This is a genomic window from Pseudoalteromonas sp. MB47, from assembly GCF_011319765.1.
In the GTDB taxonomy this organism is placed as follows: domain Bacteria; phylum Pseudomonadota; class Gammaproteobacteria; order Enterobacterales; family Alteromonadaceae; genus Pseudoalteromonas; species Pseudoalteromonas simplex.
Map to the genome: position 1 here is coordinate 116,346 of NZ_VFBD01000004.1, position 26,055 is coordinate 142,400.

The 26,055-nt window shown below is 37.9% G+C and carries 19 protein-coding genes; 10 read left to right on the top strand and 9 right to left on the bottom strand.

The features are described 5' to 3' along the window. Positions 1-85 precede the first annotated feature (85 nt). Complete coding sequence (locus tag IMPJCBKJ_RS01195) at positions 86-952, top strand: LysR family transcriptional regulator (protein ID WP_166338283.1); 867 nt, start codon at positions 86-88, stop codon at positions 950-952. Between the two features lie 198 nt (positions 953-1,150). Beyond that, positions 1,151-1,744, top strand: coding sequence for a class I SAM-dependent methyltransferase (locus IMPJCBKJ_RS01200; protein WP_166338285.1), 594 nt, complete (start codon positions 1,151-1,153; stop codon positions 1,742-1,744). Positions 1,745-1,794: 50 nt separating this feature from the next. Here the strand turns inward: IMPJCBKJ_RS01200 and dndE are convergent, their stop codons facing one another. Genes dndE through dndB form a run of 4 tightly spaced genes read right to left on the bottom strand, consistent with a single transcriptional unit; the run spans position 1,795 to position 6,759 of the window. After that, positions 1,795-2,145, bottom strand: coding sequence for a DNA sulfur modification protein DndE (dndE, locus tag IMPJCBKJ_RS01205; protein ID WP_206004031.1), 351 nt, complete (start codon positions 2,143-2,145; stop codon positions 1,795-1,797). After that, positions 2,142-4,097 carry a DNA sulfur modification protein DndD gene (dndD, locus tag IMPJCBKJ_RS01210; protein WP_166338287.1) on the bottom strand — a complete coding sequence of 652 codons (1,956 nt, stop codon included), beginning with the start codon at positions 4,095-4,097 and terminating at the stop codon, positions 2,142-2,144. The genes dndE and dndD overlap by 4 nt, the downstream gene beginning before the upstream one ends. Next, a complete protein-coding gene (gene dndC / locus IMPJCBKJ_RS01215; protein WP_166338289.1) occupies positions 4,098-5,681 on the bottom strand; it encodes a DNA phosphorothioation system sulfurtransferase DndC in 1,584 nt (527 codons plus the stop codon). Then, the gene (gene dndB / locus IMPJCBKJ_RS01220; protein ID WP_166338291.1) at positions 5,674-6,759 is read right to left on the bottom strand and encodes a DNA sulfur modification protein DndB; all 1,086 of its coding nucleotides are present in this window, start codon (positions 6,757-6,759) and stop codon (positions 5,674-5,676) included. Before dndB ends, dndC begins: the two co-directional genes overlap by 8 nt. Before the next feature lie 199 nt (positions 6,760-6,958). Here dndB and IMPJCBKJ_RS01225 point away from each other — a divergent pair, with 199 nt between their 5' ends. From IMPJCBKJ_RS01225 to IMPJCBKJ_RS01235, 3 genes are read left to right on the top strand one after another with little or no spacing between them, the layout of a single operon-like run. Next, positions 6,959-10,549, top strand: a complete 3,591-nt coding sequence (locus tag IMPJCBKJ_RS01225) for a hypothetical protein (RefSeq protein WP_166338293.1) — start codon at positions 6,959-6,961, stop codon at positions 10,547-10,549. A 21-nt stretch (positions 10,550-10,570) separates the two neighbouring features. Beyond that, positions 10,571-13,138 carry a hypothetical protein gene (locus IMPJCBKJ_RS01230; protein WP_166338295.1) on the top strand — a complete coding sequence of 856 codons (2,568 nt, stop codon included), beginning with the start codon at positions 10,571-10,573 and terminating at the stop codon, positions 13,136-13,138. Position 13,139: 1 nt separating this feature from the next. Further along, positions 13,140-13,829 (top strand): hypothetical protein, encoded by a 690-nt coding sequence (locus IMPJCBKJ_RS01235; RefSeq protein WP_166338297.1) that lies wholly within the window; start codon positions 13,140-13,142, stop codon positions 13,827-13,829. A gap of 16 nt (positions 13,830-13,845) precedes the next feature. On the opposite strand, the gene IMPJCBKJ_RS01240 is transcribed toward IMPJCBKJ_RS01235, so the two are convergent. Then, positions 13,846-15,891: a DNA phosphorothioation-associated putative methyltransferase gene (locus IMPJCBKJ_RS01240; protein ID WP_206004033.1), complete on the bottom strand. Its 2,046-nt coding sequence runs from the start codon at positions 15,889-15,891 to the stop codon at positions 13,846-13,848. Positions 15,892-15,899: 8 nt separating this feature from the next. Continuing rightward, positions 15,900-16,052 carry a hypothetical protein gene (locus IMPJCBKJ_RS01245; protein WP_166338299.1) on the bottom strand — a complete coding sequence of 51 codons (153 nt, stop codon included), beginning with the start codon at positions 16,050-16,052 and terminating at the stop codon, positions 15,900-15,902. 384 nt (positions 16,053-16,436) lie between these two features. On the opposite strand from IMPJCBKJ_RS01245, the gene IMPJCBKJ_RS01250 reads away from it, so the two are divergent. Further along, positions 16,437-17,162: a hypothetical protein gene (locus tag IMPJCBKJ_RS01250; RefSeq protein ID WP_166338301.1), complete on the top strand. Its 726-nt coding sequence runs from the start codon at positions 16,437-16,439 to the stop codon at positions 17,160-17,162. Positions 17,163-17,326: 164 nt separating this feature from the next. On the opposite strand, the gene IMPJCBKJ_RS01255 is transcribed toward IMPJCBKJ_RS01250, so the two are convergent. Further along, complete coding sequence (locus IMPJCBKJ_RS01255) at positions 17,327-18,181, bottom strand: LysR family transcriptional regulator (RefSeq protein ID WP_166338303.1); 855 nt, start codon at positions 18,179-18,181, stop codon at positions 17,327-17,329. 81 nt (positions 18,182-18,262) lie between these two features. On the opposite strand from IMPJCBKJ_RS01255, the gene IMPJCBKJ_RS01260 reads away from it, so the two are divergent. The 3 genes from IMPJCBKJ_RS01260 to IMPJCBKJ_RS01270 all read left to right on the top strand — a co-directional run bounded on the left by IMPJCBKJ_RS01260 (position 18,263) and on the right by IMPJCBKJ_RS01270 (position 20,364). Then, positions 18,263-18,484 carry a DUF2798 domain-containing protein gene (locus tag IMPJCBKJ_RS01260; protein WP_058584444.1) on the top strand — a complete coding sequence of 74 codons (222 nt, stop codon included), beginning with the start codon at positions 18,263-18,265 and terminating at the stop codon, positions 18,482-18,484. Next, positions 18,481-18,762 (top strand): antibiotic biosynthesis monooxygenase, encoded by a 282-nt coding sequence (locus IMPJCBKJ_RS01265; RefSeq protein ID WP_166338305.1) that lies wholly within the window; start codon positions 18,481-18,483, stop codon positions 18,760-18,762. The genes IMPJCBKJ_RS01260 and IMPJCBKJ_RS01265 overlap by 4 nt, the downstream gene beginning before the upstream one ends. Before the next feature lie 906 nt (positions 18,763-19,668). Next, positions 19,669-20,364 (top strand): hypothetical protein, encoded by a 696-nt coding sequence (locus tag IMPJCBKJ_RS01270; RefSeq protein WP_166338307.1) that lies wholly within the window; start codon positions 19,669-19,671, stop codon positions 20,362-20,364. 236 nt (positions 20,365-20,600) lie between these two features. Here the strand turns inward: IMPJCBKJ_RS01270 and IMPJCBKJ_RS01275 are convergent, their stop codons facing one another. Together IMPJCBKJ_RS01275 and dgt are read right to left on the bottom strand one after the other, a co-directional pair. Continuing rightward, on the bottom strand, positions 20,601-22,856 hold the full coding sequence (locus tag IMPJCBKJ_RS01275; RefSeq protein WP_166338175.1) for a hypothetical protein: 2,256 nt from the start codon (positions 22,854-22,856) through the stop codon (positions 20,601-20,603). 109 nt (positions 22,857-22,965) lie between these two features. Beyond that, positions 22,966-24,423 carry a dGTPase gene (gene dgt, locus IMPJCBKJ_RS01280; protein WP_166338309.1) on the bottom strand — a complete coding sequence of 486 codons (1,458 nt, stop codon included), beginning with the start codon at positions 24,421-24,423 and terminating at the stop codon, positions 22,966-22,968. Positions 24,424-24,642: 219 nt separating this feature from the next. Between dgt and IMPJCBKJ_RS01285 the strand changes: the two genes are divergently transcribed. Next, positions 24,643-26,055, top strand: coding sequence for a glycerophosphodiester phosphodiesterase (locus IMPJCBKJ_RS01285; protein WP_228482473.1), 1,413 nt, complete (start codon positions 24,643-24,645; stop codon positions 26,053-26,055).

Consider the following 26,055-nt stretch of genomic DNA (forward strand, 5'->3'; position numbering starts at 1 on the left):
CCTAAATAAGAATGAGTTTATAGTTTACGAGTGCCTAGGTATTAAGTTAAATTATCATTTAACATTCAAATAAGTATATTTTGTTATGATAAATCCGGTTTGGTTAAAAACATTTTGTGAACTAGTCGAAGTCAATCACTTTACAAAAACAGCTGAGCGACTGTTTATGACCCAATCAGGCGTAAGCCAGCATATTAAAAAGCTAGAACAGCAAGTTGGAGCTTTATTGCTAGAGCGACACGGCAAACAATTTACACTTACTCCGCAGGGCCAAAGCTTATACAACAGAGGTAGCCAGTTACTAAAAGAATGGCAATTTTTGGAGCAACAAATAAAAAATGATTCACCTTTTGAAGGCCGAGTAAAAATACAATCGCCGGGAAGTTGTGGGCTTAAGTTTTATAACGAATTGTTAAGCTTGCAATCAAAGCACCCAAAACTTTTTATTGAATATGCGTTTGCGCCTAATTCGGGGGTCGAAAAGGCCATAGCGAGTCATCAAATAGACATTGGTTTTATGAGCCAAGCACCTACAATGCTTGAGGTTACAGGGCAAAAAATAGCTAATGAACCCTTGTTATTGATAACGCCAGCCCAGTTCAAAACTATAGATTGGCAGCAACTTTGCCAATTAGGTTTTATTAATCACCCAGATGGAAAACATCATGCACAACAGTTATTAAGTGCGAACTTTGCAGAGTTTGAATCAATAGCTCAGTTTGAGTGCAGTGGTTTTTCGAATCAAATCAACTTAATTCTAGAGCCAGTAAGTTTAGGGCTTGGCTTCACTGTACTCCCTGCTCATGCTGTTAGTGCGTTTCATAATCAAGAAAAAATACACGTGCACACACTAACGCACCCCGTTTGTGAAGATATATATGCATGCCATCATCGCAATAGGCCATTAGCCAAGCGAATGAAAACAGTTATAAATGAAATAAAAAGCCTTTAATCAAGCGATACTAAAATTGATCATCTTTTTTATTCTCGCACCTCGTAACTATAATCTCCTATTTCTCTCCAACTAACTTCTAATGCCTACCCTAAAACCCTTGATTTTTAGCATTTAAAATCACATTTCATCCTTTGCGTTACCTTGCTTTAATGGTATTTTAGCGCCAAGCAATCTTGCCCCTATAAAGGAAGTAAAATGGCATCCAAAACCGTCGAATACTACAACCAAAATGCGCAAGCATTTGTAGATGCCACACTCGATGTAGACCTCAATGAACTTTACGACGAATTCTTACCGCTGATCCCAAAAAAAGGCGCTTTACTCGATGCCGGTTGTGGCTCTGGCCGCGACGCCTTCATCTTTAAAGAGCGTGGTTATAGCGTAGATGCATTCGATATCAGCCCAGCTATGGCAAAACTGGCGTCAGAATACTTAAACCAAGACGTAGCAGTAAGCAGCTTTCTAGAGCTAAACGACGTTGCTAAATACGACGGCATTTGGTGCTGCGCAAGCCTTATTCACGTAGCAAAAAACGACTTAACCGACGCATTTAATAACCTTGCCCGCGCATTAAAGCCACAAGGCATCGTGTATGTATCGTTTAAATACGGCGACGGCGAGCGCGAACACAACGGTCGCGAATTTACCGACCTAAACGAACAAGCCCTTGAGAGCATTATCAAAGGCACAGACCTATTTATCCTCAAGTCATGGCAAAGCGCCGACCAACGCCCAGAGCGCGCCACAGAAACATGGCTAAACGCTATTCTGCATAGAAGAACGAGATAGTAGGAATAATTAAGAGCACTCAGATTACAGTGCTCTTAAAGTATCAAAGCTTACCCAACAACTAAATCTTCAATACTTTTTACATTTCTAAAGCTCTTTGAGCCTTGCATGACATGGTAAGCCCAAGCTTTTGTGTTTTGTTGTTGGTTATGGGAAGGGTAAAGCAGCTGCAACATTAGCTCAGTTGCAAGCATTGTTTCGCCAAGCCATGTAACCTTGTCTAAAGAAAGTGAGCCATTCAGTTCAATTGGTTCACCATTGTAGCGATTACCAGCTTCAACAGATGTAAAAAAGGCTATTCTTGCTAGTACGTTTGGAGTTACCTTAGTTCTCCCCTTTAAACGTCTTAAAAAGTCATCTGTTTCTATACTTAACTTCATTCCTCTATTTGGTAAAATCATGCTAAACGCTCCTGATTTTGATCCCAAAAATAGCCGTCAGAAATAGTGGATGTTTTATTAGTTTGGTTAAAGCTAATATCATATTTTCTAGAAATAAAGTTCTGCATTCTTTCGGTATAACTCTTATTTATTTCAGTATCAGTAGATAAAATTACTACTTGCTCCGAAGCAAATGGAAAGTAATTTTGAACCAGCTTATCTCTGTGTTCCGAATCTAACCTGCCCAAGGGAGTATCAATTACAAGAGGCAACTTTTTACCAGATATAGCAGCCAATGCATCTAACATTGCAATTGCAAATATTTGTTTTTCACCAGCAGATAAACCAGATTTATCTATTTCAACACCTTCCATATTAACCAATGAAACATTGTATGAGTGAGGATCAATTTTAACGTTTAATTGAAGTTCATCTTTTCTTGTCAATTGTTTATAAGAGTTAATAAATTTTGACTCAATTTCCTTTAACTTAACTTTGGATAGATCAATTGAAAAATCCTCTAGTAATGCTATTGCCCTACTGGCTCTAATTGATGAGTCTTGCTCACCAAATGCTGACTTCATTTCTTTTTGCAGTTTTACAAGCTTACTTGTAATTTCTTGGGCACTTTTGAAAAGCCTTTTGGCATCTAGTAATAGCTCTTTATATGTTTTAATTAATTCATTCTTTTGTTTTTCTAATGCTCTAAGGCTATCAAAAGATTTTTGTAATTGTTCTTGCTCTGGAGCTCTGGCAACATTTAAAGATGCATTTTCAATTATATTTTGAGTTTTTAGCAATTCGCCTTTTAAAGCTTTCGCGCATTGAATAGCATTAGGTGCACGGTTTTGTACTTGCTCTTTTAGCAACGCAATTTGTTGTTCACTTAAATTAAAATCTAAAACATCTTTTTGTGGTTTACTATACTGCTCAGCTTTTTCGAGTAGTTCACGCTTATGGTTATAAAAGCCTGATTTTTGTTCACTATCCAAAAAGATTGCAAGTTGCTCTTTGAAAGCTTTACGCTTGAAGTTATCTGAAGATTTATCAATTTCTTGAATCAGCTTTTCCATCGAAGAATTAGCAATTCCCAAAGCATAGTCATTTTCTAACTCATGCTGTAATTTACTTTCTAATACAGCTTTTTCTTGTATCTTTTCATTTATAGAGGCTTGTGTTTCTTCTCTGCTAGTAGCCCAAGCTCCTCCACCCGAAAGTAAATCTTGCTCGGCAACAGCAATTTTTCTGTTTAACTCTGCAATTCCATTGAACTCTAAATCTGCTTCATTTCTTTTTTGTAACGCTTGGCTAAGCAGTTCATCTTTCTCTGATTCTAGTAATTTATATTGTGCTTGCAGTTTTTCTTCGCTTGCAGCTATACCTGCCTTGCGTAAATAAATACGTAAGTCTTCTTTAAGTCTATTCACAGTGTCTAAACCAAGCAGCCTTTTTACTGCTTGCTGTAAAACTAGGCCAGAGTTATCTTCTGCGAGCTCAGCAATTTTTTCTCCATCGAAGAAAACGAGATCAGCTATACCTGCGGGTACGAGCTCAAGTAAAAACGCTTGGGCTTGGTCGTAATTTAGTTCAAGTTTTTTTATCCCATTTTCAGTGATTACTAATTGATCTAGATTGCCGTGTTGCCAATGGCGAGTAACTGTATAGTGGTAATTCTCACCTTGGCGAACAAAATTAAACTCTAATTCGACACTGGCTTCTTTTGATACTGTATTACCATCACTGTTATTAATTAATTTCTGTAATTCTTCTATAAATGCAGGGTTTGATAATGAATTTGCAAACGCTTGTCGTCCCAGTAAAGAAAATCTGATAGCTGTCAAAATGCTTGTTTTGCCAGCACCATTTAAGCCACCGAATAAAACGATAGGCTTATCTTTTTTAGGAGTCAGATTAATCTCATGCTTACCAGCAAATACTCTAAAGTTATTTAAGGTTAATTTGGTGATGATCATTTACAGCTCACTATTTAATAACGAATCAATGCCATTTAACTCAGCTTGTATTTCGTTAATGTCTTGCAGTAACGCATATTGCAACGTCTTTTCTGATTCTCTTTTTTGCTTTGCTATTTCAAGGTTGCCCCAATCTTGCCTCAGCACTTTGTCAAGACGATTAAAAATTCCTTGTCGTTTGCCAAGGCCAGAAAGACTCAGTTCAATATCAATTAATTTTTTGATTAACTCAGAATCAACCTCATGAGTTTTTGACAAATGCTCAATCATTTCTGATTCAATATTACTAAATGCATTTCCATCGTCTTCTAAAAATTCAATGTTTCCATTTGGGTAAACGCGCTTATAGATTTTTGGGAGATCGTCCGACCAATCTGGCGTAAGAGGGTCATTTCTCCACTGATGTCTAATTTCATGAAGTTCAGCTTCAGTTATTAAACTTACATCTCTTCCTTGCTGGTTTATTTCTTTCTCCATATTAAGGAGATGTTCAAGCCACTCTTTCCTTAGGTGTAAAAAATAAGGACCATGAATAAACTCAACGTTTTCTTCTTCTTGCATTCCGTGCTTAACACTTACTTTTCCATCTCTGCGGCGGTTCTGGCGGTAAAGGCCTTTTACGCTAGGCTCTGTAGTTGAGTGTAAAAAGTTACGGAAATCAGCTAAAGGTTTAAGCCACTCTTCACCATTAGCAATAAGGCCATCAATAGCTTTATCTTTTGTTACTACTGTACAACTCCAACAACCAAATCGAGATTTTCCACAGCCTGGAGATGTCGCTGTCTCAACAAGTGGACACTCACCACTTGTTGAATTTGTGCTGTCATATAACTCAACAAGGGCAATATTAGAGGTTCCCCAAGGAGTTTCCCAAGGGCCTATCTCCTCGTATTGACCAGGAGCTATTTTTTGTCCCAATAATTGCCATACTTCTTGAACTTGCCAGTCTTTGATTGGGGCATACCTGCGATAATGAGGGTCAGACTCATCAAAAAAATTCTTACCTGAATGGTATTTATCAAGAATATCTTCTCGATTCTTACTTTCTTGAGAGCGAGAACCAATAACAACGATAGGCGCTTGGTCTGCTGTAAATTCAGATTTAGCAAAATCTTTAAATGGATTAAGCTTTATTTTTTCTGTGCACCAACGGTTAAGTTTTAAGTTTGGGGCCGGATAACCACGACCTAAAAGCCTAGACCAAAATGTATCACTAGCTTTTGGAGTAATAATCTTTGTTTCAATAGGTAAACCAGAAATTGATGCACTGCGCTGTAAGGTATTAAGTGCATGAAGAGCTTTTTGTAAATAGATAGGTACTTCAGCTAATGTATCGCAAAATACTACATATACTTTATTAATCCTTTGCTCGGGGCTTAAACCAAGCAACGCAAGATAAATAAGCGTTAAAATTGCTGTTGAGTCTTTACCGCCACTAAAAGCAACAACCCAAGGCTGATTTTCACGTAGATATAAATATTGGATTTCTGCTAATTGCTCTTTTAAAGGGCGCTCAGCAAAAACCTGATCATCGATAAAGTCCATATAGTCATGGATATCGTCATAGTTTTGAAATTCAAACATGATTACTACTAAATTCTTTTTCTAGTTTCTTATCATCACCTTCAAGTTGTAAATCAAGAGCTTGCCTTAAAATATTGGCAGTGAGTTTAATGTTACTAGAAGCTTTAGACAATTTTCCGTGGTGTAAGGCTCTATTGTCCCATATTGGGTTGCTCTTTCGCCAATCTATTTTATTTAAATTTTGAAGTTTAGATTGCCAATCTGCAGGGTGTTGCCTTAATAGCGAACGACCTAAGTGCCCTAAAGCATGTAATCCAATACCATGAGCATGAATAAACTCTTGCCTAAAGTTTGCTGGTGAAAGTTCTTTACTATGAACTTGTTGCCACTCAGAAATAGCACTGTAGCAGCCTTGCCAAAAGCTAACGGCTAACTGTAGGTCACTATCATCAAACTTAGAGCGAGCAGTCTTACTCAAAAGTATTTGTGTGGCCTGTTTTATACTACTTAAAGTAAAAAGTTTCGCGCTTTTTGGAGAAACTGTAGAAAACTCCATTTCGGTGTAACCGATAAAAGGCTTTACTTCCATTGATAAATATCGAGCGATACAAGCAGATGAATCTCTAAAATCATATAACGCACTTATAGATGGGCTAGGCTTTACAGCATACTTATTTAGGTCAGCAAACATTTGCTGGCTTCGCTTGAGCCCTTCATCTACAAAAAACAATACTGATATATTGTCTTGTCCAAGTTCAGGCATTTCTTTCAAAGCCTCTTCAATTGCTGCTCTTCGATGTTGCCCATCATTTATAAGAATCTCCGCATCCATTGGAACTTGTAAAATACCCAGGTCATGTGCGCCCTCATGAGGAATAAAACGTACTTCTGTACCAACTGACGCCGTTAAAGATGAAAAAACATATTCTTTTGGGTTATCAACTAAATAACGGACCATTTCTGGGAGGCGTGTTCTATTTAAACTTCTTTGAGCCCGTAACTCGGCTGGTACTTCTTCTTCATCAAAAAGGAATATTTTAGGAATTATCCTTAATGGACATGTCGCAATATAAAATGGTCGGCCAGCTTGTTGGCCCCTTACAGTCGGAAAGGAGTAGCAATACTTGTTATCAAACATAGGTAATTTAGGTTTTGTTATTTTTCATAAATCATAACAGTTGTTTGTTAATTTTATAAGGTGGTTTGTTATAAATAACAAAGTATTGCCATGTTCAGTTTGTGTTAATTTTTTATTTATCTTCACTATGATTTTTAGCCTGTGAATTGATTATATATATGATATTAATAGAATTAGTCTATGAATGATGGATACGATAATGGAACGATCAAATAAAACAATTTCACCAATTATTTTAAATTTAAACTCCTCTACTGACGTTACAGAGTTTAGCTACGAAGAAATTTTTCAGGTTGAAGCTAGGGACTCGATTTTTCAAAAAATTAAAGAGCAATTAGAAGGTAAAGAAGTTGATAACCTTGAACATTCAATTAAGGATTTAGAGCGAAATAGTTCTTTGTTTTATGATCGATTCCATAATGCAATAACCATTTGTGGTCCACGGGGGAGTGGTAAATCTACTTTTATTCGTCATGTTTTAACATGTTTAGACCAGCCAGCTAAGTTTGGAAAGCCGACTATCCCTTTAGACCTTACTGTTATAAAGGTAATTGATCCAACTCTGATCTCTTCAAAAGAGCATGTTTTGATAATTCTAATATCACTCATTCGTGACGCAGTGAGTAAAGAAAGGAAAAATGTAGATTCTGAAGAGTACAAGTTATATGAAAAAGCTCTTAAGGAATTAGCTGGGGGCTTATGTCAAATTGATGGTATTGGAGCATCAAAGTACGGTGATGAATGGGAAGATAAATCATATATTTTGGAAACAGGCTTAAATAAAGCTTCTGAAGGGAGAAATCTAGAGAGCAAGTTTAATCTTTTTCTTTTACGGGCATTGAAGGTGATTAATAAACGTGCGTTTGTGGTTACTTTTGATGATATAGATACGCAATTTGAAAGAGGTTGGCCTGTTCTTGAAACCGTTCGTAAATATCTTACAAGTCCACGACTTGTGGTATTAATATCTGGTGACATAGAGCTGTACTCTACGTTGGTTAGGGCTGCACAATTAGAATCTCTTGGTAGAAATGTGCTGGATTATGAAAGACCTTCTCTGCAGTTCCATAACCATGAACACCTGCCTGTTTTCAAAAACGACAAAGTAATGTTAAAAGCAAATGAGCTTGAAGAACAATACATGATGAAGGTTTTGAAACCTGAAAACCGCGTTCATATGTTAACTCTACATCAAAAAGCCACTCGTATTGAAGGAGATAACTATAAAACTAACGTTATGGTGGTTAGCGGAAATGGTACTGAAAAATATAAAGAAATTACTCTAGAAAAGTTTTTAGATAATTTACTAATCAATGTTTATGGTGTAACCAAAGAAAGTGAAAGAGTAGCTTACTATAAATTTATATTAAATCTGCCTGCTAGGACATTACTGCAAATAATCAAAGCAATTAAAATGTCATTTCAAGTTGAAACATTAGATGATTTGAATAGTAGATCAATAAGCAAGAGTAATGTTGAGCAATTCAGTATAAGCATTTTGGGGGTTTTAGGAACTGCTTTTAATGTCTTCGAATTTAGGGCTTCAGAATTAAGTACAGCTCAATATTCATGGAAAAAGCTTTTAGAGCTTTTCTGGAAGTGGGGGAGTGAAGAGGACATTTGGGAACGTTTTAACTATTTACACCCATATACTGATAATGAGGATGTTAATGCTCGAATATTTACTTTTCTAACATTAATTAGCAAGCATATAAGATCGGATATAGGTAGAGCATTATCATGGATGGTATTAGCTTCTTATCCTAAAAACTTAGCGATTGCTTACAGAGATTCGGGAAATCTTGATTCAACACTAGAAAAAATTCTTACTTATATTTCTATCGGCGAACAATATAAAAATCTTGTTGAAACTACTCAAAAAGCAATTTTGGCACAATTAAGACAGAATAAAAAACATGCCCATGCACTTGGTTGCTTTCGTGTTCCTGGTAAAAAAGGTATCTCATTACAATTAGATGGGGTTCTAAATAAATTAATAACTGCTAAGAATTTAACTAAGATAAGGAAAGAAATTTCAGGGATTGATAGCAAGAAAAATAAGACAAAACAGGATAGGGATAATAAAACTAAGTTATTAATTAAGTTAAAGCAAGATTTTCACTACTCAATAAAAAGCTTAGATTTAACAAAGGATTATGGTGCTTTAGATAAGTGGTTCAGAGAGGTTCATAAAGTCTATACATCTGAGAGTTCAACATTAGCTTTGAATAACCCTAACAAAAGTCCTGTTCAAGGGATTATTTATAATTCAACAGAATCTATCCAAGACAATTTTGAGTTAGGGTATTTAGTTAATTTTTTAAAGGTAACTGCTTCAGGGTACATTAATAGTGTTGAAACATCTTTTTTATCTTCAATATCACTTTTTTCAGTGGTAATTGAGCTTCTAAATTCTGATGTTAAAGATGAAGAAGGTTTGAAGGAGTTACTAAATTCTCTTCAACAGTCAAGTTCATTATCAATGCCTAATTGGTCTGAAATTCTTGAAGAGGAAGATTTTGAGGATGAAAATGAAGAAGAACAAGAAAACATAAACAATATTAACTCTTCATCAAATACATTTTACGACTCTCTTTTTAAATGGATTGCAGAAGTAAAAACACGGTGGGATGATATTGATATATCTCATAGCTCATTGGTGCGTTTATACGATAATTATCTCAGCTTTATTGGCTCATTAAGTCAAGAGCGAGCCTCTGGGTATTTAATTCATTCTCAAATTGTTGCTTTTTTACATGCAGCCCTTTTAGAAGATGCAAATAGGGAAAGCTTAGGTTCTCTTAGCTATCGTTCATTAACTACCAGCGAAAGGGGGTTTGAGGAAAACTATAGTAAATTCCTCAATCATAGGGGACAAAATTCATTCCCTATAAGTAAGACTCTTATTCAAAATGAAAGAAGTAGTTTATTTGGTATTTTCATATCTTGCCCTTTAATCGGTCTTTTTTTAAGACGAGTGCCAAAAAGTTATGCAAGTGGGCCTAAGGATTGGGATTGGCTTCAGTTACATGCAAACTACTTTCTTACATATTGTACAGATAAAGGTTATGAAATTAAAAGTTCGTATGAAGATTGTAAGAATGAAGCTGATAGTTTGATAAAAAAACTGAGCACTTCTTCGAAAGTCAATAAAGTAGCAACTAGAGCTCAATTAAACAGACTTGTAAGAGCTGAGTTTCTTAGCGATATAGAAAAGTATTTAGAAGAATTAAAAATCAGAGGAAATGTTTATGGTGTTGATATTGAGTTTGATAACTTATGTGAGGTATTAAACTCTATACCTGTTACAACTTCTGTTGAATGGCAAAAGCTTAATATTGGGATTGACCTTGTAGACGCATCAGATGATTTGATTTCAAAAGCTAAAAGTGATGAAGCTGATGCAGGTGATGAAGCTGATGCAGGTGATGAAGCTGATGCAGGTGATGAAGCTGATGCAGGTGATGAAGCTGATGCAGGTGATGAAGCTGATGCAGGTGATGAAGCTGATGCAGGTGATGAAGCTGATGCAGGTGATGAAGCTGATGCAGGTGATGAAGCTGATGCAGGTGATGAAGCTGATGCAGGTGATGAAGCTGATGCAGGTGATGAAGCTGATGTAGGTGATGCAGGTGATGAAACTGATGCAGGTAATGAAACTGATGCAGGTAATGAAACTGATGCCGATGAAGAATCGAGGAAAGTAATCAAGAGAAATAAAGCAGCTAAAACTACCTCTAATAAAGGGCAAACAACAATTCATTTTGGTGATGAAGATACCAATGAATAAAAATAAGCCGAGAGAATTTAAATGCCTGCAATTTTATTAAGAGAGGGCTTCCGAAATACGGAAGCTCTATTTACTTACATTGATGACCATGAACTTAGTTGTAATGATCTAAAACAGTTTTTATATCAAGGGATACGTAGACGTAAGCCTGAGATCCCTGATCATGTAATAAAAAATAAACTGAGTAAGTTTATTGAACCAAATTCAGGCTCAATATTAATATTTTTAAATCAGATGCTTAATACCATTAGTGATAGGTATATTGAACCTACATCTAATGGGCAGTTTTTAGTAGAATCAAAGTTATTTTCTGAATGGCAAGATTTAATTACAGAAATTCCGCCATTGTTTGGTATATGCAGCGCTTTAAGAGATTCCTATGATATCCCTGATCATAATGATAGAACACAAACTAAATTATATTTCGAGCGTTTTATTCGTCCTCAGGTAAGATACAGTGCATTACCTAGCATAAAAGATCCTAGACTTGATGAACTTATTGAACGTTTGAAGCTAGACGATTTACATATTCACTTAAATGGTTCTAGTGAAATAGAAATTATTTGGCGTACAGCATTATGTAAACCTAAAGCTTTTGCAAAGGAATTAAAGAGTGCTAGTAATAATCGGTTAGTAAAAGAGCTTTATTCAGCTGAAGAGGTTGGCTTAACTCAAGAAAAGCAACTGATGAGATTAAATATAGCAAAATCCTTAAGGATTCTTTTGCTTAATGAAGTTTTTGATACTGAAAGCTTCAGTGCAGAACATACTCATAGTTCAAATCAAAAATCTGCTTTCAAAATACAGCTAGTTCATATAGAACAGGCCAATAGTCAAGTAGGCTTTATTGACTCATTAAAAGTAAATGATAAATATAATTTTAACTACGAAATTGAAGCTGTCCTTTCCGATCAACTTAGTCACATTGATGAGAACATTAAGACTCCTCTTGCTCTAGAAGCTTTTTATTTAGTAGCTATGTTCGGCTATCTCAAAAAGACAAATAATGAAGCATTTGCTCATGCCCTTTACTACTATTTGCTTATTAAATGCCAGTTTAATAGGCTGATAGTACAACAAACTCATCAGTTTGGCTTTGACCAATTTCAAAAGTTTACTGTGAACGAAATACGCAGCACTACGGAAAAGGAATATCAAACCAGGTACCATCAATTAAATTATTCTGATTTGGGTGATCTCGATTATTTAGAGGGGCGATTTGCTCCAAGTAGAGATATGCCAAGTAATGTAGAACGATTGAAGGTAATTTTAGCAGATTACAAGCGTTATCAAATTAAAGAAGAACGATCTAATAACGCAATTGCTGATAGGTTAAATAAAGTAAACCCATACAGTTTAAAAGACCTATTAAGTCATAAAGCGAGAGGAACTAGTTTGAAGCTAAGCTTAATAGCTCATTTTATTAAGCGACGAGATAAGCATTTAACTAAGCTAGTGAAAGGTGAAATTCAGCTTTCTTGGCAATGTAGGCACTATGAGTTACGCAATCAATTAGAAAAAACACGGAGGAGCTTGGAGTCTTTACAAGAGCGATACATCGATTTAAGTGATTACTTATACGGATTTGATGCAGCAGCTAATGAATTAGATGCAGGCCCTGAAGTCTTTGCACCTGTTTTTAAACGACTTAGAAAAGCTGGATATCATAATTTTACTTATCATGCTGGTGAAGATTATGTGCATTTATTGTCGGGTATTAGAAATGTATCTGAAGCTATCGACTTTTTAGAATTAAAAACAGGTAATCGCATCGGACATGGAACTGCAATAGGAATAAATCCAGGCTTATGGCGTGAGCGAATTGGCAACAATGTAGTAATGAAGCGAGGCGAACGCTTAGACGACCTTGTTTTTGCATATAAACATTTTTGTGATAATGAAGTCAATGGTACCGTTTTACATTTAATAGAGAGAGAGATAAGAACACTTTCTGCATTTATTTACGAAGAACAATACTCGCCAATTGAGTTATACGATGCATGGAGGCTAAGAGCTATTGATCCAATATTAGCATTTGAGCTAAAGCGTAAACATGATAGCTATTTACGGTCAGATATAAAAAATGAAATAGATAGTATTTTGAAGTTGAAGAAGGCTAATAAAAAAGCATTTGAGATCTTTGGTAAATATCATGGTGTCAATAACGCAGAATGTGCAATTCGCTATCAAGAGCTTATAGAAGTAGATATGACATGCCCATGTGAGCGTGCGTTTAATTATGAAAATTTTCGCATCTTACAAAAATATGTAATTGGTAAAATAAATCGACGTCATATGGCTATTGAGAGTTTACCAACGAGTAATGTGAGAATTAGTTTTTACGAACATTATCGAGAACATCATATTTTTGATTGGTTAGGAGTAACCGATGAAAAAGGTATGGAAGTGCCGGTTGTTTTAGGCTCTGATGATCCAGGTATTTTTGCTACAAACTTAAGGAACGAGTATGCCCATATTTTACTTACCCTTGAAAATGATATTGGTCTTTCATCGATGGATGCTATTGCTAAGTTAGAACAAATAGTTCGCAATGGTAAGATTTGGCGTTTTAAAAAGTTAAGTTACTAAAATGAAAAAAGAAAAATACAAAAGGTTAAGCCCGCCGCAATGGAACGACTTTACTAAATATCAGACATTTGAACGTCAATGTAGTAATTATTCTGATTACTTGAGTAGCTATGTAAACTGGTTTGCTAAAAAGAGTAATGTTTGTCGTTTTGCGATGAAACAAGGGCTATTTTTAGCCATGTTTGCAGGTTCACTTTTTTGCATAAATAAGTTTGAGGGTAGTTACGACAGTATAGAGTTATGGCTTTTAAATTCATTAGCCTGTTTAATTTTACTAATAAGTTTACTACCAGATTTTGTTACAGATAAAGATGTAATAAAGTCTAAATCGAATTTACTATTAATATCGATTTATTTTGCACCTTCAATGCTCAAGTTATTAGAAATGAACTGGGAAGCTTCTGTGATTCCTTTATTAGGCATAGGTATAGGAATGTCTATTATCTTTTACTTAATTAATCGACTTGAAGGCTACACGCGTGCGTGGTCTCGTTATAGAACAGCTCATTACAAAGTGTCATTAATATCTTGTCAAAAGCAAACAGGTTTATTGACAGAAAAGCAAGCCTTACATCGATTGCATCATGTTATTAATAGTGAAGTCGAGACCCGCCATAAAGAAATTATCAGCGACCTACATTTTTTTGGTGATAAAGTTAATGGCTTACTTGGCAAGCGAGCCGGACTTTAGGGCTAGTAAAGTGCACCTAGCCCTGCTTGGACAAGTTATAAAACTTACTCCCTTTAAGCTCAACTGACCAATACTCAAACACCTTTTTCAGTATTGGCCAGTTTGGCCACTCTGATTTTTTGACTCCTTTGAGCATGGCTGCTAGTTTCTTATCGAAGTTTTGCTGGCTTTTGTATTCACTATTGCCTTTTTGTAAGTAATCAATCTTGTTGTACAAGGGTTGATTTGGGAAATCATCACCATAGAAAAAGTAGTCTATATCTTGTTCGAGTAATTTCACTTTTACTCGCATCGTGAGGAGTGGCAGCTTTTTACTAAAGTCATCGTATTTTAAAAAGGTCACTTTGCCCGAACGCATATGTATTTTTACTAAATCTATTTCGTCTATGTCGCCATAAAGTTGCGCTGCAGAGCCAATGTAAACACGTAAAATAGCAGGGAGTTGGTTTAAAAAGCGGGTAGGCAAAATATAAGAGTGATTGTCGTGCAGTTCGCCAAGCTTGATATTTTCATATGCTTGATAACATGCATTACCAATATTGGCAGGCTCAGAAATTGAAAATAACAGTGACTTAGCTTCTTCGAGTGCATGATTATAGCTTTCGAAGTGTATTTTTATATCGCGGGTAAGCTTTGCTGGCATATGACTTTTAGCTTTGCGTTTTCCAAACAGACTAAGGGCAAAATACACAAGTAAATCGTCATGCCTTTTGATTTTTGCTTGGTTAAATTCGGCTTGGTTGTAGTAGCCTTGTAAAAACTTAAACGCCTTATTATGGCTGCTAAATATTTGCCTAATTGCGGGGCTTTGCTCAAATTCATCATTTGCAGGCATTCTGCCTAAGTGTAAACAGTATTGCCAAAAGTCAGCTAATAAGTCTTGATGCTTTTCAAATAACGATTTTTGCTCAGCTTTATTTACAACCTTAGGTGTTGGGCGTTGTGTAATGTGCTGCCAGTTATAATTTTTAAATTGCAGCTCAAGATGGTGTGCTTCTTCAAGTTGTGCAGATTTAAATACAGCAATGATACCTTGCCCAAATGGAGTTGTTTTTACTTTTAGAACTTGCTCTATGTAGCAGCGTATTTGCGCTTGGCTAAAGTATTTTTGAAACGTATTACGGCTAGTTATCACACCATCTTTATATGGCTTAAAATGCTCTTGCTTAGCTTCGTTAGCCAGCATGACAGAAATAAGTAGCAACTTATTTGTATATTGGTATGCGGCTTCTAGAGTATCTTGGCGCTCTGTTTGATCTTCAATAACATTAAGTACAAAGCCAAGATTAACAATATCGCACGGTGTTTTAGCTGCATTAGGGCGATGAACAGGATCCCAGGCATTAATGTTTAGTCCATGAGCTTCAAGTTCGGTCGCATCGTCACCCAACCCACACCCGTAATCGAGTATTGAATAGTCACCATTTAAGTAGCCATACTTTGCAAGTTTTTGGAATGGTGCTGATAATCTGTCTCTGTTTATAGCTGTTAGGTGTCGCTGTATTTGTTGTGGTTGTTCGTGGCCTTTTGATTTAACTATTTTAGCTACTTGATGAAGTCTGCCATTTTCATCTAACTTGTAGCCTTTGCGTTTTATTAAGTTTTGCCATTGCTTTTTGAAGCCAATACTTTGGGTGTTTTGATAAAGGCCTATTTGCTCACCTTCTTTCGTTAATTCTTCAAAGAGCTTGTAATTAGGGTAGTTTGGTAAAACGAATGTTTCTTTACGATGTAATATTGGTGGGTTGGCAGAGCCACTGTAATCTGTCGTTTTTACCGTGTTTTCGTAAATGTCTATTGTGTGGCTTTTTAGAAGCTCTGGGTATGAGCTTTGATCAAAGCCAGGGTATTCGAGCAGGGTAAATTTAAAATCACGTTTATAGAGCTTTATTAGATTCCAATCTGCATCTATTTCTAACGCTTTTATTGTTGTGTTTATTAATGCTGATAGCGCTTCAGGCAAGCATTCTGTAATAGAAGATTTATGTAGATAAATAGCGGTAGGTAAAGACTTCCCATGCTTTAGGCTTTTAATTAATTGCTTGTACTCTGGAAAGTCCATAGGGTTATTTATTCAAAATAATAAAAATAAGCGCGACCGCGCTTTTCAAACTTAAGCAAACCTCGCTCACGGCGGTGCATTAATTCACAAGCACTTATTTTAAGGTACTTCATCGCATCTTTACTGCTAAGCCAAACACCTTTTGGATTTTGCTCTGTCATTTTAATTTCTCAGCTAAGTTAAAATTAATATACATAACTCTTTGTACATCGACAAATATAGCTACGGAGGGTATTGCCGATTTACCCCCGTGTTCACACCCGAAATTGAATTAATTATGAGTAATTTACAGCATGGATGCTGTAAAAAGCGTAGCTTGGCCACGGATGGCCTATCTACGCTGTTTACGTTCATTTAATTTATTCAAATTGAGGGAATAGTGTGAAACTCGGGGCGCCGAGAGATTCCAAAGAGAAGTCGGCGTTTAGTTCTCTTTGGTTGCCGTCGCCAACGCGACATAACTTAAATAAATAGTTAAAAGGTCACTTTTTCCTCGCCCTGAATTTGGTACAATGTGGCCTACCAAATTACACAGATGTAATGTTATGAATAAATGGATTTTAATACTCGCTACTTTGCTAACGAGTTTCAACACGGTTGCTGATGAGCAATATTCAAAAAGTCGCTGCGATAGTATTGAGGCTGAGCGCGAGAGCATTCGTAAAAGAATGAATCGTAGCTACACGGCTAAGCAAGGTGAGCGGTGGAATCAACGTTTAGATGAGCTTTTTACGCTGCTGGCGAGACACTGTAAACACCCAAAAAGAAGTTCTGGTAATGGCGGTAATTATACGTATCGCTCTAACCCTACCGCACTTTTAAACACCAAAGTACATAACTCTACGGTGTATTCAAATTCATATAATGACGATAAAAAGCGCCAAGCTTGGGGGCAATTTTATCAATTACCAAAACGTTGTAGAGCGAAGAAAATTCAGCAAGCTGATTTTGTATGGTGTAGCGAAAATAAAGCTGAGCAAAAGGCGCTATTTGAATCGGCTTGGAGTGGTAAAGCTAAAGCAGACTATAAAGATATTGTTATTACTGTAAAGCCAACCATTACAGAAATTAATGCAAATAAAACCACAAGCCAAGTTGCGATAAACAGCCCGATAATCGAAGCACCTGTTAAACAAGTTTCAACTCCTTTAAATGGGAGTGTTGGTCCGCAAGTGACAAAGTTGAATGACCTTAAAATTTGGCAATTAGCCTTGGCAGGCATTGCGGCCATGTTGTTTGTGTTTGGTCTTTATCGTTGGTTTAAAGATTGAGTTATTTGACGGGCTAAAGCCCGACCTACGGTGTAGGTCGTCATTTATGGCGACAGTGGGGGAGGGATTTAAAACGCGATATGAAATCGCTGCTACAAGTGTATTTATAAACCTTATTATTGAGTTATTTGACGGGCTAAAGCCCGACCTACGATGCCTCGCAACTACAGTTTCAACACCTCTCCTTGTAAACTCGGTGAGTTTGCAATACTGGTTTGGAGTTGTTCTATCAACAACTGGGCATTTGTAGATGGCGTGCGTGAATGTGGCCAGACGGCGTAAATTGGCCTTGCGGGAATATCGTGGGGGGAGTCGATATAACTAAAGTTGCTGGTGTCGTCTATACAGCAAATTTCGCTCATCGGCAGTAAGCCAATGCCATAGCCTGCTTCAACCATTTTTCTGGCAATTGTAATATCAAAGCAAAAGCTTATATGTTCATACTCGGTTTTTAGTTTGTTAAGTGAGCCGCTGGGGAGTTGTGACTCTGAATAGGGCAGTATCAGCCTTGAAATTGGGGCATCTTTCTTTTTAATCAGCTTTATTGCGATCATGCCTAGGCGCTTTTGAAAATAGCTTGAGTCTTGTTGTTCGCCGATGCGAATAGCTAAGTCAAAACGTTTTTGGCTTAGTTGGCTATTGGCATTACTTGGGTAAATGTGGAGGTTTAGCGCAGGGTTTGCCATAGCAAACTGATTAACGGACCCCATCAGTGGGCCCGCAATGATGTTTTGTGGGCACAACAGGTAAAACTCTTTTGCGGCGGGTGAGTCATTTAACTGCTCAAGCTGGCTGTTAAGAGCAAGCACTTGCTCGCCTAACTCGTTATACAGTGATTCACCTTTGGCGGTTAACACAATGCCTCGGGCTGTGCGTTGCAGTAATGGCTCAGCGAGTTTTTCTTCTAACGCCTGAATGCGCCTTGATAGGGTTGATAGATTCAGTCCTAAATCTTTTGCTGTTTGGCTCATGCTTTTACGGCGCGCTATTTCAATAAATAAATGCAGATCATCCAGCATACGACTCCCTCAATCTTAGTTTGCATTTTCGTGACTGTTGCCACTTAGCCTGTGCAAATATAGTAACGCCAAGGAGGACATATGAAAATTCATTTTACTTTTACTGCGGCATTTTCGTTTTTAATGTCGTTTTTACTTTCGGCATGGGTCACTTATGTCAACTTAGGGCTAAGCGATACATTTTTTCTAAGTTGGATGAAGGCATTTGCCAATGCATGGCCTGCTGCGTTTGTGGTGGCTTTTACGGTTGCCCCGCCAATTAGGGCATTGGTTTTAAAGTTATTTAGTAAGGAGTCAGTATGATTAATATCGTGGCAAAAATTACCCCAAAGGCGGCATTATTTGACGAATGTAAAGGGCGTTTACAGAGCATTTTAGCAGCCACTCGTGCAGAGCCTGGATGTAATCGTTTTGAGTTGTTTGCGAGCAAAGAGCAGCGTTGTTTGTTTTTAGTTGAGCAGTTTGAATCGCAAGCCGCCCTTGATGAGCATTATGCTCAGCCTTATACCCAAGCGGTGTTCGCATTTTATGAAAATGCGTTGGCGGAGCCAGTTGAGGTAGAGAAAGTGGAAGAGCTTTAGATTTAATATGCACAAAGAGGATTAAGAGGCGCTGCGCTTTAGAGAAGAACATTAATTGGCTGTATCACATTGTCTTCTCGTTCCGTTCTCTTTGTGAATAAAAATATTTGAACTTTAAGGAGCACCGAGGCGCTGCGCTTTAGAGGAAAGGTAATTTCACAAAGAGATTATGAGGCGCTGCGCTTTAGAGGAAAATAACTAATTGGTTGTATCTCATTGTTTTCTCATTCAGTTCTCTTAGTGAATAAAGGTATTGAACCACTGAGCACACCGAGGCGCTTTGCACTACATAGAGAAACTTAATGCACAAAGAGGATTAAGAGGCGCTGCGCTTTAGAGAAGAACATTAATTGGCTGTATCTCATTGTCTTCTCATTCACTTCTCTTTGTGAATAAAAATATTTGAACTTTAGGGAGCACCGAAGCGCTTCGCGCTGCATAGAGAAACCCATTTAAACCTTTCAAATTTCATACTCTCAAAGTACAAAACAAGTTTCACGCCGACAGGTAAAAAACTAGGCTACTGGGGAAGTACTGTTATTCGTAGCCTAGTTTACAAGGTTGAAATGGTTACAACATATCCAGAATTTGTTTGGCTTTTTCGCGGGTTAAACACGCGGCCAATGGGCGTTTTGCAAACAGTTTGGCTGAGACTGTTTGTTCTTTGCCTATGTATTGGTTATGCAGCTGTTTAAAGTGTGGTTACTTGAGCAATGTGCATTGGATGATAAACAGTTTTACTTTGGCAAGAATTAATATTCAGATTTGTTATTGCTCTTTCACTTTGTGAGAACATAAATCGAACTAGCAATTTATCAGTCTTTCAGGTGAATTTAGCGCAGATTTGTTGCAGTTTTATTTGAAGCTGTTAGTCTGTACCTCTAAATTTTACAGTGACGTAAATTCATGTTTAAACGGACTTTAATGCTTACAGTGCTATTGCTAGTAGCTGTATCTACACGGGCGAAAGAGCCAATCCTTTCTAATGAGTGCAAAAGTATTCAAACTGAGCGTGCTGAATTGCAATCTGCGTTAAGAAAGTCTCATGTACTTGATAAAATAGAAATTTATAAACAGCAAATTCAGAACTTATCTGCTCGATTTGCTGAAACGTGCTTTACCAATGAACAAATAGCTGAACGTAAAGCTGCGCTTTTTAATCCTGATATTAGTTTACTTGAAAACCAACTAGCTAAACCGTTGTCTCAAAAAGCTTATTTAGAAAAACAAGCTGCGTGGCAACGTTTTTACGTGATGCCAACACGCTGCTTTAATCAGCCTCTTGAGCTTAAATATCTAGATTGGTGTATTGACAATAAACAGTTTCAATTTCAGAAATTTGATACGCTCTGGCAGCAAAAGAATACACAAATCGCGCGTTCTGAAGCTAAGCTGACAGATTCGTTTCATGAGTTTGTGCTGCCAAGTAAAACAGAACGAGCAAAACTGAGTGCGCAACAGCAATTAAAGCGCTACAGCAACACAACAGATTCCTTCTTACCGACCAATATAATTGTATTATGTGTTTTAGCGGTATCAGTGTTTTTTGGGCTGATTTTTATATTTCATTGGTTGATGCGCCCACGTCCTGTGGTGAAGTGAGTATATAGTAGGCGTGAAATTTATTTCGCGCGCTATGCAAGCATAGGCATTGGGCTTTAGGCGCTAGGACGCGATATGAAATCGCTGCTACAAATTCGTCTCTCGAAACTCACTTCTCGTTACTTACTCAAACCATTCCCGGCTAAAGCCAGTCCTACGGGGGAAACAATAGGTACTGGGCTTTAGGTGCTAGGTCGCGATGTAAAATCTGTACAGGCTCGTTTCTCGTTACTTAATCACTCATCTGTTTTAAGCTGTTTAGCGCGTTCTTCTGCATCAATAAGAGCTTGTGATTTTGGCTGTTTGGTTTTACTTTTTATCACAGGCTTTTCGTCAGAATTTGGATCCCACGTAGGATCAAGTGATAAGTTTGCAAATGGATTATACGGCTTATCATCTTGTTGCTCGGTCTCTAAATTTGTTTCTTTATCAGCTTCATCAGAGTCACTAGCCATCTCTTCTAGCTTATCGTCGTTACTCAGTTCGAGAGATAAATCAACCGTATCTTCAGCAGGTTTTGTTGGTTCTTCAGGGCTAAATGACGCAGGTTCGTCCTGTAGCTCTTGTTCAAGCGCTTGTAAGGCTTTTGCTAAATCATCATCGCTGATGTCGTCGTGATCGTCTGTTGTGCTTGGAGCCGTGACTGTTTGTTTATCTTCAGCAAAATGATCAGCAAACGATAAATCATCACCCATCAATGACGATAAGTCATATTCAGGCACGTCATCTTTAGACGGCTCGTCGTCAGCAATAGGCTCTTTTGTTGAGTATTCATCAAAACCAAACGATGACGAACTCGTAAAGCTTGGCTCGTCAAACTCTGGTTTTTCAAGCTCATCGATTTCCGGTTTTTCGAGTTCTTCTATCTCGGCTAACACTGGTTCATCGTCAGCAATAGGTTCTTTAGCTTTATACTCATCAAAACCAAACGATGACGAACTTGTAAAGCTTGGCTCGCCAATCTCTGGTTTCTCAAGCTCATCGATTTCCGGCTTTTCGAGTTCTTCTATCTCGGCTAACACTGGTTCATCGTCAGCAATAGGTTCTTTTGTTGAATACTCATCAAAACCAAACGATGACGAACTCGTAAAGCTTGGCTCGTCAAACTCTGGTTTCTCAAGTTCATCAATTTCAGGTTTTTCTAGCGCTTCTATCTCAGTTAAAACAGGTTCATCGTCAGCAATAGGTTCTTTAGTTGTGTACTCATCAAAGCCGAATGATGACGAAGCGAAATCTCTCGGTTCTTCTAGTTCAGGTTCATCTTGTTTAGATTCCTCTGCTTTTGGATCTGTTTCTTCATTGATGCTGTAAGATGAAGCAAGGCTCGCTAATTTTAGCTCTTGCTCTAGGCCTCGTTGCTCATCTAAGAAGTCGTCATCAGAGTCGTTTACGTCTTTATCGTCGTAACCAAGTTCAAGGTCATTAAATTGCTTGGCGTCAGCAAAATCATCAGCTGTTTGTGTAGATGGGGTTTGTGGCTTTTCACTATCATGCTGTGTACTAAAATGCATTAGTTCAGAGAGATCGTCGTTATCATTTTTCTCGGTTAATTCGTTTGTGAAGTCAGGAAATGAATCAGTGTCTTGCTGTGACTGCTCTGAGTTTTCATTTAGTACGGCAGCCGTTGCTGCTTGAAGTTCTTCGGCTTCTTTTTCTGCAGAAGCTTGCGCTTGGGCCGCTGCTTTTAGGGCTTTAGCTTGCATTAAGCTTTGCTCAAGCTCTGAGTCTGCATCAGTATTTTTATTTTGACGAATACGAACAATCACTAAGCCTGCAACAAGTAGTACTAGCAAGACAATTAAACTTGGCATTAATAATGAGCTTGAAGAACTATTTTCACTTTCATAAGGAGCAGCAGGCTCCGGTGTAAATGCTGGCTCAACAGGTTCTGCCTCGACAGCTTTTCTTACATCTGTAGTTTCACTGTTTTGCGAACTATCAGGCGCTGCGTTATCAAGCTGTTGTTCCATCACAGGAGAGGTTACAGGCTCGGCCACAGTTTCTGTCGGGGTATCAGAGATTATAATGCGATCAACGTCAGCGGGCTCTTCTGTTTGCTGCACTGGTGGTGTTAGCTGTGTATTTTGGGTTTCTAGTGGTTCTGGCTCTATTTGTAATTGTTCTGCAGGCTGTTGCGGCTCAATAATCTCTGATGCTTGCTCAACTGTAGGCTGTGTTGGTTCTTCAGGCGTACCTTGTATTGCTCCTGAATGTCGAGTTGAGCGGGTGCTATTACCCTGAATTACTGGTTCAACGGGTTGTGTTGGCTGTTGCTGAACTTTAAGGTTTGAACCATTATTGAGTGGGGTAGGATTTTGGCAATTTTTTTCGTAATTTCTGGCAGCTGAACGATAATTTTTGTTGCTAGTGTTGTTACGATACTCATGCATTTGTTGCTTTAACAAAATACACATAGCTTCGTTGTACTGTGCTTTTGATGTAAAGCTCAGACTTGCAAGTAATAGTAATAAAGTTGTTTTTATAATTGGCATAGTTTCCTGACCAGTAAGGTTTATCTGGTTACCCAAACAATGAGTTAATTCTAAGCCCAGTAGGGCAATTTATCCACATTCATTAAATAATTTCAGCGAAATAGCAAAGTCAATCGATCACCATGAGCGCTCGGTATTCGTCATAAGCAAATTGGTCGGTCATTCCGCTGATGTAATCTTGAATTAAACGGCAGCGATAATAGAACTCGTAGGCGGTAAAATGATCAGGTTCGGCTTTTAGGGCATCAATGGCTTTTTGATAGCTATTTAAATGTTTATTAGATAGTTTTTTCACCAGACGAGTTTCAATTAAGTAGTGTTGATCGCCTTTTAAAACCCGTTTAAAAGCATCGGCGTCAAGGGCAAGTAAGGGCTTGTAGCAATCAAGTAAACCGCTAATGATTCGATAACCTTGCAGCTCTAAGCGCTCTACCTCTTTGTGGCAAAAAACGTGCTTTAATGCCACTTGTTTTAAGGTGAGCGTGACAGCGTGCAGATGGCTACGATCTTCTAATAACGCTTGATTAAAATCACCATGGTAAATGGCTTCTATGTTGCTGATAAACCGTTCTGCTGCGTAGCTTACTAATGGGTGTAGCAAGGTCACACGCAGGTAAATAAAAAATTCGCTGTTAAAATTGTATGGCTGCTCTTGCGCTTTACTTAACGCATAATCAATGGCTTTTTCGGCAAAGTCGCTGTGTTTGGTATCGTCTATGGTTAGGTTTGTGAGTGTGCGGGTGTATTGCTCTTTTAGCTTGTCGCAAAGCGACTCGACACTAATAATGCCTTTTTCGACCGCATCTTCTATGTCGGCTAAACAATACGAAATATCGTCAGCGGCTTCCATAATGTAGCTTGCAGGATGGCGGCAATATTGTTCAATCTCTAACTCATTTTGCAGTGCTTCAACAAAAGGCTTTTCGCTAAAATAGTAACCCACTTTTTTCATCAAGTAGTTTTTATCTTGTGGGCTGTCTTTTTTTGCCATGCTGGCCGGGCGGGTATATTTTAAAATTCCGGCACTTTGGCTGTAGGTTAAATTTAGTGAAAGTAATGAATGAATTATACGAATACCTTGGGCATTACCTTCAAAGCTTTTTATATCTTGGGCTAAGTGTTTAAAAATCACGCTGATGCCAATGCCTTTACAGCGCTCTGGGGTTAGTGAGTCTAAGTGTTTCTCGAACCACTGATTAATGGCTGCTTCGCCAAAGTGACCAAACGGTGGGTTGCCAATATCGTGCATTAGGCAGGCCATTTCAACGAGACTTTCTAGTGGCCGCTCAAGTCCAGCTAGGCCATATTCTTTTTGCTTTGCATCACTGAGCTTATTAAAAATGGTTTGCACAATAAAGCGGCCGACCTGTTGCACTTCAAGCGAGTGAGTCAGCCGTGAACGCACTGCGGCATTGCGCTCAAGTGGAAATACTTGGGTTTTTTGTTGTAAGCGGCGAATTGCTGCACTGTTAATAATACGACCCCGATCACTTTCAAGCGCAGTGTGTAAATTATTGGTAGAACGCATTTCGCGTGCTGGGGTAATTTTTTTACCAAAATCGATCATTTTTCGTTCCCACAAAGCGGTAAAAATCGGGCTTTTATATGTTGTTAGCAAAACTTTGCTAGTTATTAAATTTAATCTAACAGCTTGTATCTTAAATTAAAATATTCATTTTTATTAAAGTTATTACTTTAAATTAAGTCCTTTATTCATATATTATTCAGTTTCACGCACTTCTTCATTATCTTGAATTAGAAAGGAAAGCCTTTTGGCTGTATAGCAATGATGCAAACTCTGTCTAAAAAAACATGGCTGCTAGCCAGTATTCTTTTGTATTGTATTGGTTTAACTGCTTGTAAAAGTACCCCTGAAACAAGTACTGAAAACACCTTAACAGTAGTCGAAAAAAATGCCATTAAGGCCAAACAGGATGCACTTCGCGCCCGTGGTTTTTACGAAAGTCAGCTAGGTAATATCAATTACGCTACAACGAGGCAATGCAGTAACTTTAATTTACAAAGTCACCGTGGCTCAATTCGCTACGCCGAAAACTCGCTTAACGCAGTAATTGATGCTATCGACAACAACTTTGATGTTGTTGAAATTGACGTGCGTATTACCCGTGACGATGTGTGGGTTGTGCATCATGATGCTCGCACCGGCCGCGAAACAGGCACGGTTGATAATAAGCGTCGTAAAATTGAGTCGATGAACTACAAAAAAGAGTGGGGCTATTTACGTCATCGTAATCAAGATACTGGGCTACTTACCGATAAAATGCCGCCATCATTTAGAGAGCTAGCAGCTACGTTTGCGCGCTATCGTAAACCCCATCAAAAACTGAATATCGAAATAAAATCAAAGGCCTCAGTTAACGATTTAAAAATGCTTGATTACTTGGCATATGAGTTTGTTGGCGGCGGAAACTACTTTTTTAGTAGCTTAGAAATGCGCAACCTTACTCGTATGCGCGACATTAACCCAGACATTTATTTGGCATTTATTCAATCACCGGCAAAAGCCTCAATGAATAAGCTAGCAAGTGATCTAAAACGCGGTGCTGGGAGCGATCCTATTTATGAGCGTAACAAAGAAGAACTTGAAAGCTTGCAAGCACTTGGAAATCGTTACCATCGTGAAAAGCGTTACGACAGCCCTGTTAAGCTTGATAAATTGGTAAAGCAACTAAAACGTAACTTTGGCTATGTGCTTGATATTCGTCATTACAAGCAAAGTGCAGCTCGCTTGAAACCAGTTGCTAAAGCGCGCGGCATTATGATTGCTACATATTCAATTAATGGTCACGACTATCATGAGCGCAGCTTATTAGCGCAGTCACGTTCGCTGCGTCCAGACTCGGTGATCATGGACGACACCGTATATGGTTTTTGTTCTGTGTTCGAGTTGCCAAAAATGCAGCCGTTTTTTAGTGATGACCCAGAAGCTAAGTTAATTGCTAGTATGCCTGCAGACCTTGATTTAGAACGCTTAGATGAGCTGTATGCTTATAAAGCTAATCAGCTTTATCCTGCGGTGGGCGGCACGCTTAAATCAACGCAAGCACAAACTTATATTCCCAAAGTAACATCGACTCCTTCAGCGCCTAATTTAGAAATAGGGACTCGCCAAGCCGATGAAGACTTTAGCCTAGAAACAGATCCTGCTGTTGAACTAGAACTACGTAAAAAACAATAA

What these genes read in the sequence shown, in the direction of transcription:
- IMPJCBKJ_RS01195 (WP_166338283.1), top strand. Translation starts at nt 86, where the DNA reads ATGATAAATCCGGTTTGGTTAAAAACATTTTGTGAACTAGTCGAAGTC.
- IMPJCBKJ_RS01200 (WP_166338285.1), top strand. Translation starts at nt 1,151, where the DNA reads ATGGCATCCAAAACCGTCGAATACTACAACCAAAATGCGCAAGCATTT.
- dndE (WP_206004031.1), bottom strand. Translation starts at nt 2,145, where the DNA reads ATGATTTTACCAAATAGAGGAATGAAGTTAAGTATAGAAACAGATGAC.
- dndD (WP_166338287.1), bottom strand. Translation starts at nt 4,097, where the DNA reads ATGATCATCACCAAATTAACCTTAAATAACTTTAGAGTATTTGCTGGT.
- dndC (WP_166338289.1), bottom strand. Translation starts at nt 5,681, where the DNA reads ATGTTTGAATTTCAAAACTATGACGATATCCATGACTATATGGACTTT.
- dndB (WP_166338291.1), bottom strand. Translation starts at nt 6,759, where the DNA reads ATGTTTGATAACAAGTATTGCTACTCCTTTCCGACTGTAAGGGGCCAA.
- IMPJCBKJ_RS01225 (WP_166338293.1), top strand. Translation starts at nt 6,959, where the DNA reads ATGGAACGATCAAATAAAACAATTTCACCAATTATTTTAAATTTAAAC.
- IMPJCBKJ_RS01230 (WP_166338295.1), top strand. Translation starts at nt 10,571, where the DNA reads ATGCCTGCAATTTTATTAAGAGAGGGCTTCCGAAATACGGAAGCTCTA.
- IMPJCBKJ_RS01235 (WP_166338297.1), top strand. Translation starts at nt 13,140, where the DNA reads ATGAAAAAAGAAAAATACAAAAGGTTAAGCCCGCCGCAATGGAACGAC.
- IMPJCBKJ_RS01240 (WP_206004033.1), bottom strand. Translation starts at nt 15,891, where the DNA reads ATGGACTTTCCAGAGTACAAGCAATTAATTAAAAGCCTAAAGCATGGG.
- IMPJCBKJ_RS01245 (WP_166338299.1), bottom strand. Translation starts at nt 16,052, where the DNA reads ATGACAGAGCAAAATCCAAAAGGTGTTTGGCTTAGCAGTAAAGATGCG.
- IMPJCBKJ_RS01250 (WP_166338301.1), top strand. Translation starts at nt 16,437, where the DNA reads ATGAATAAATGGATTTTAATACTCGCTACTTTGCTAACGAGTTTCAAC.
- IMPJCBKJ_RS01255 (WP_166338303.1), bottom strand. Translation starts at nt 18,181, where the DNA reads ATGCTGGATGATCTGCATTTATTTATTGAAATAGCGCGCCGTAAAAGC.
- IMPJCBKJ_RS01260 (WP_058584444.1), top strand. Translation starts at nt 18,263, where the DNA reads ATGAAAATTCATTTTACTTTTACTGCGGCATTTTCGTTTTTAATGTCG.
- IMPJCBKJ_RS01265 (WP_166338305.1), top strand. Translation starts at nt 18,481, where the DNA reads ATGATTAATATCGTGGCAAAAATTACCCCAAAGGCGGCATTATTTGAC.
- IMPJCBKJ_RS01270 (WP_166338307.1), top strand. Translation starts at nt 19,669, where the DNA reads ATGTTTAAACGGACTTTAATGCTTACAGTGCTATTGCTAGTAGCTGTA.
- IMPJCBKJ_RS01275 (WP_166338175.1), bottom strand. Translation starts at nt 22,856, where the DNA reads ATGCCAATTATAAAAACAACTTTATTACTATTACTTGCAAGTCTGAGC.
- dgt (WP_166338309.1), bottom strand. Translation starts at nt 24,423, where the DNA reads ATGATCGATTTTGGTAAAAAAATTACCCCAGCACGCGAAATGCGTTCT.
- IMPJCBKJ_RS01285 (WP_228482473.1), top strand. Translation starts at nt 24,643, where the DNA reads ATGATGCAAACTCTGTCTAAAAAAACATGGCTGCTAGCCAGTATTCTT.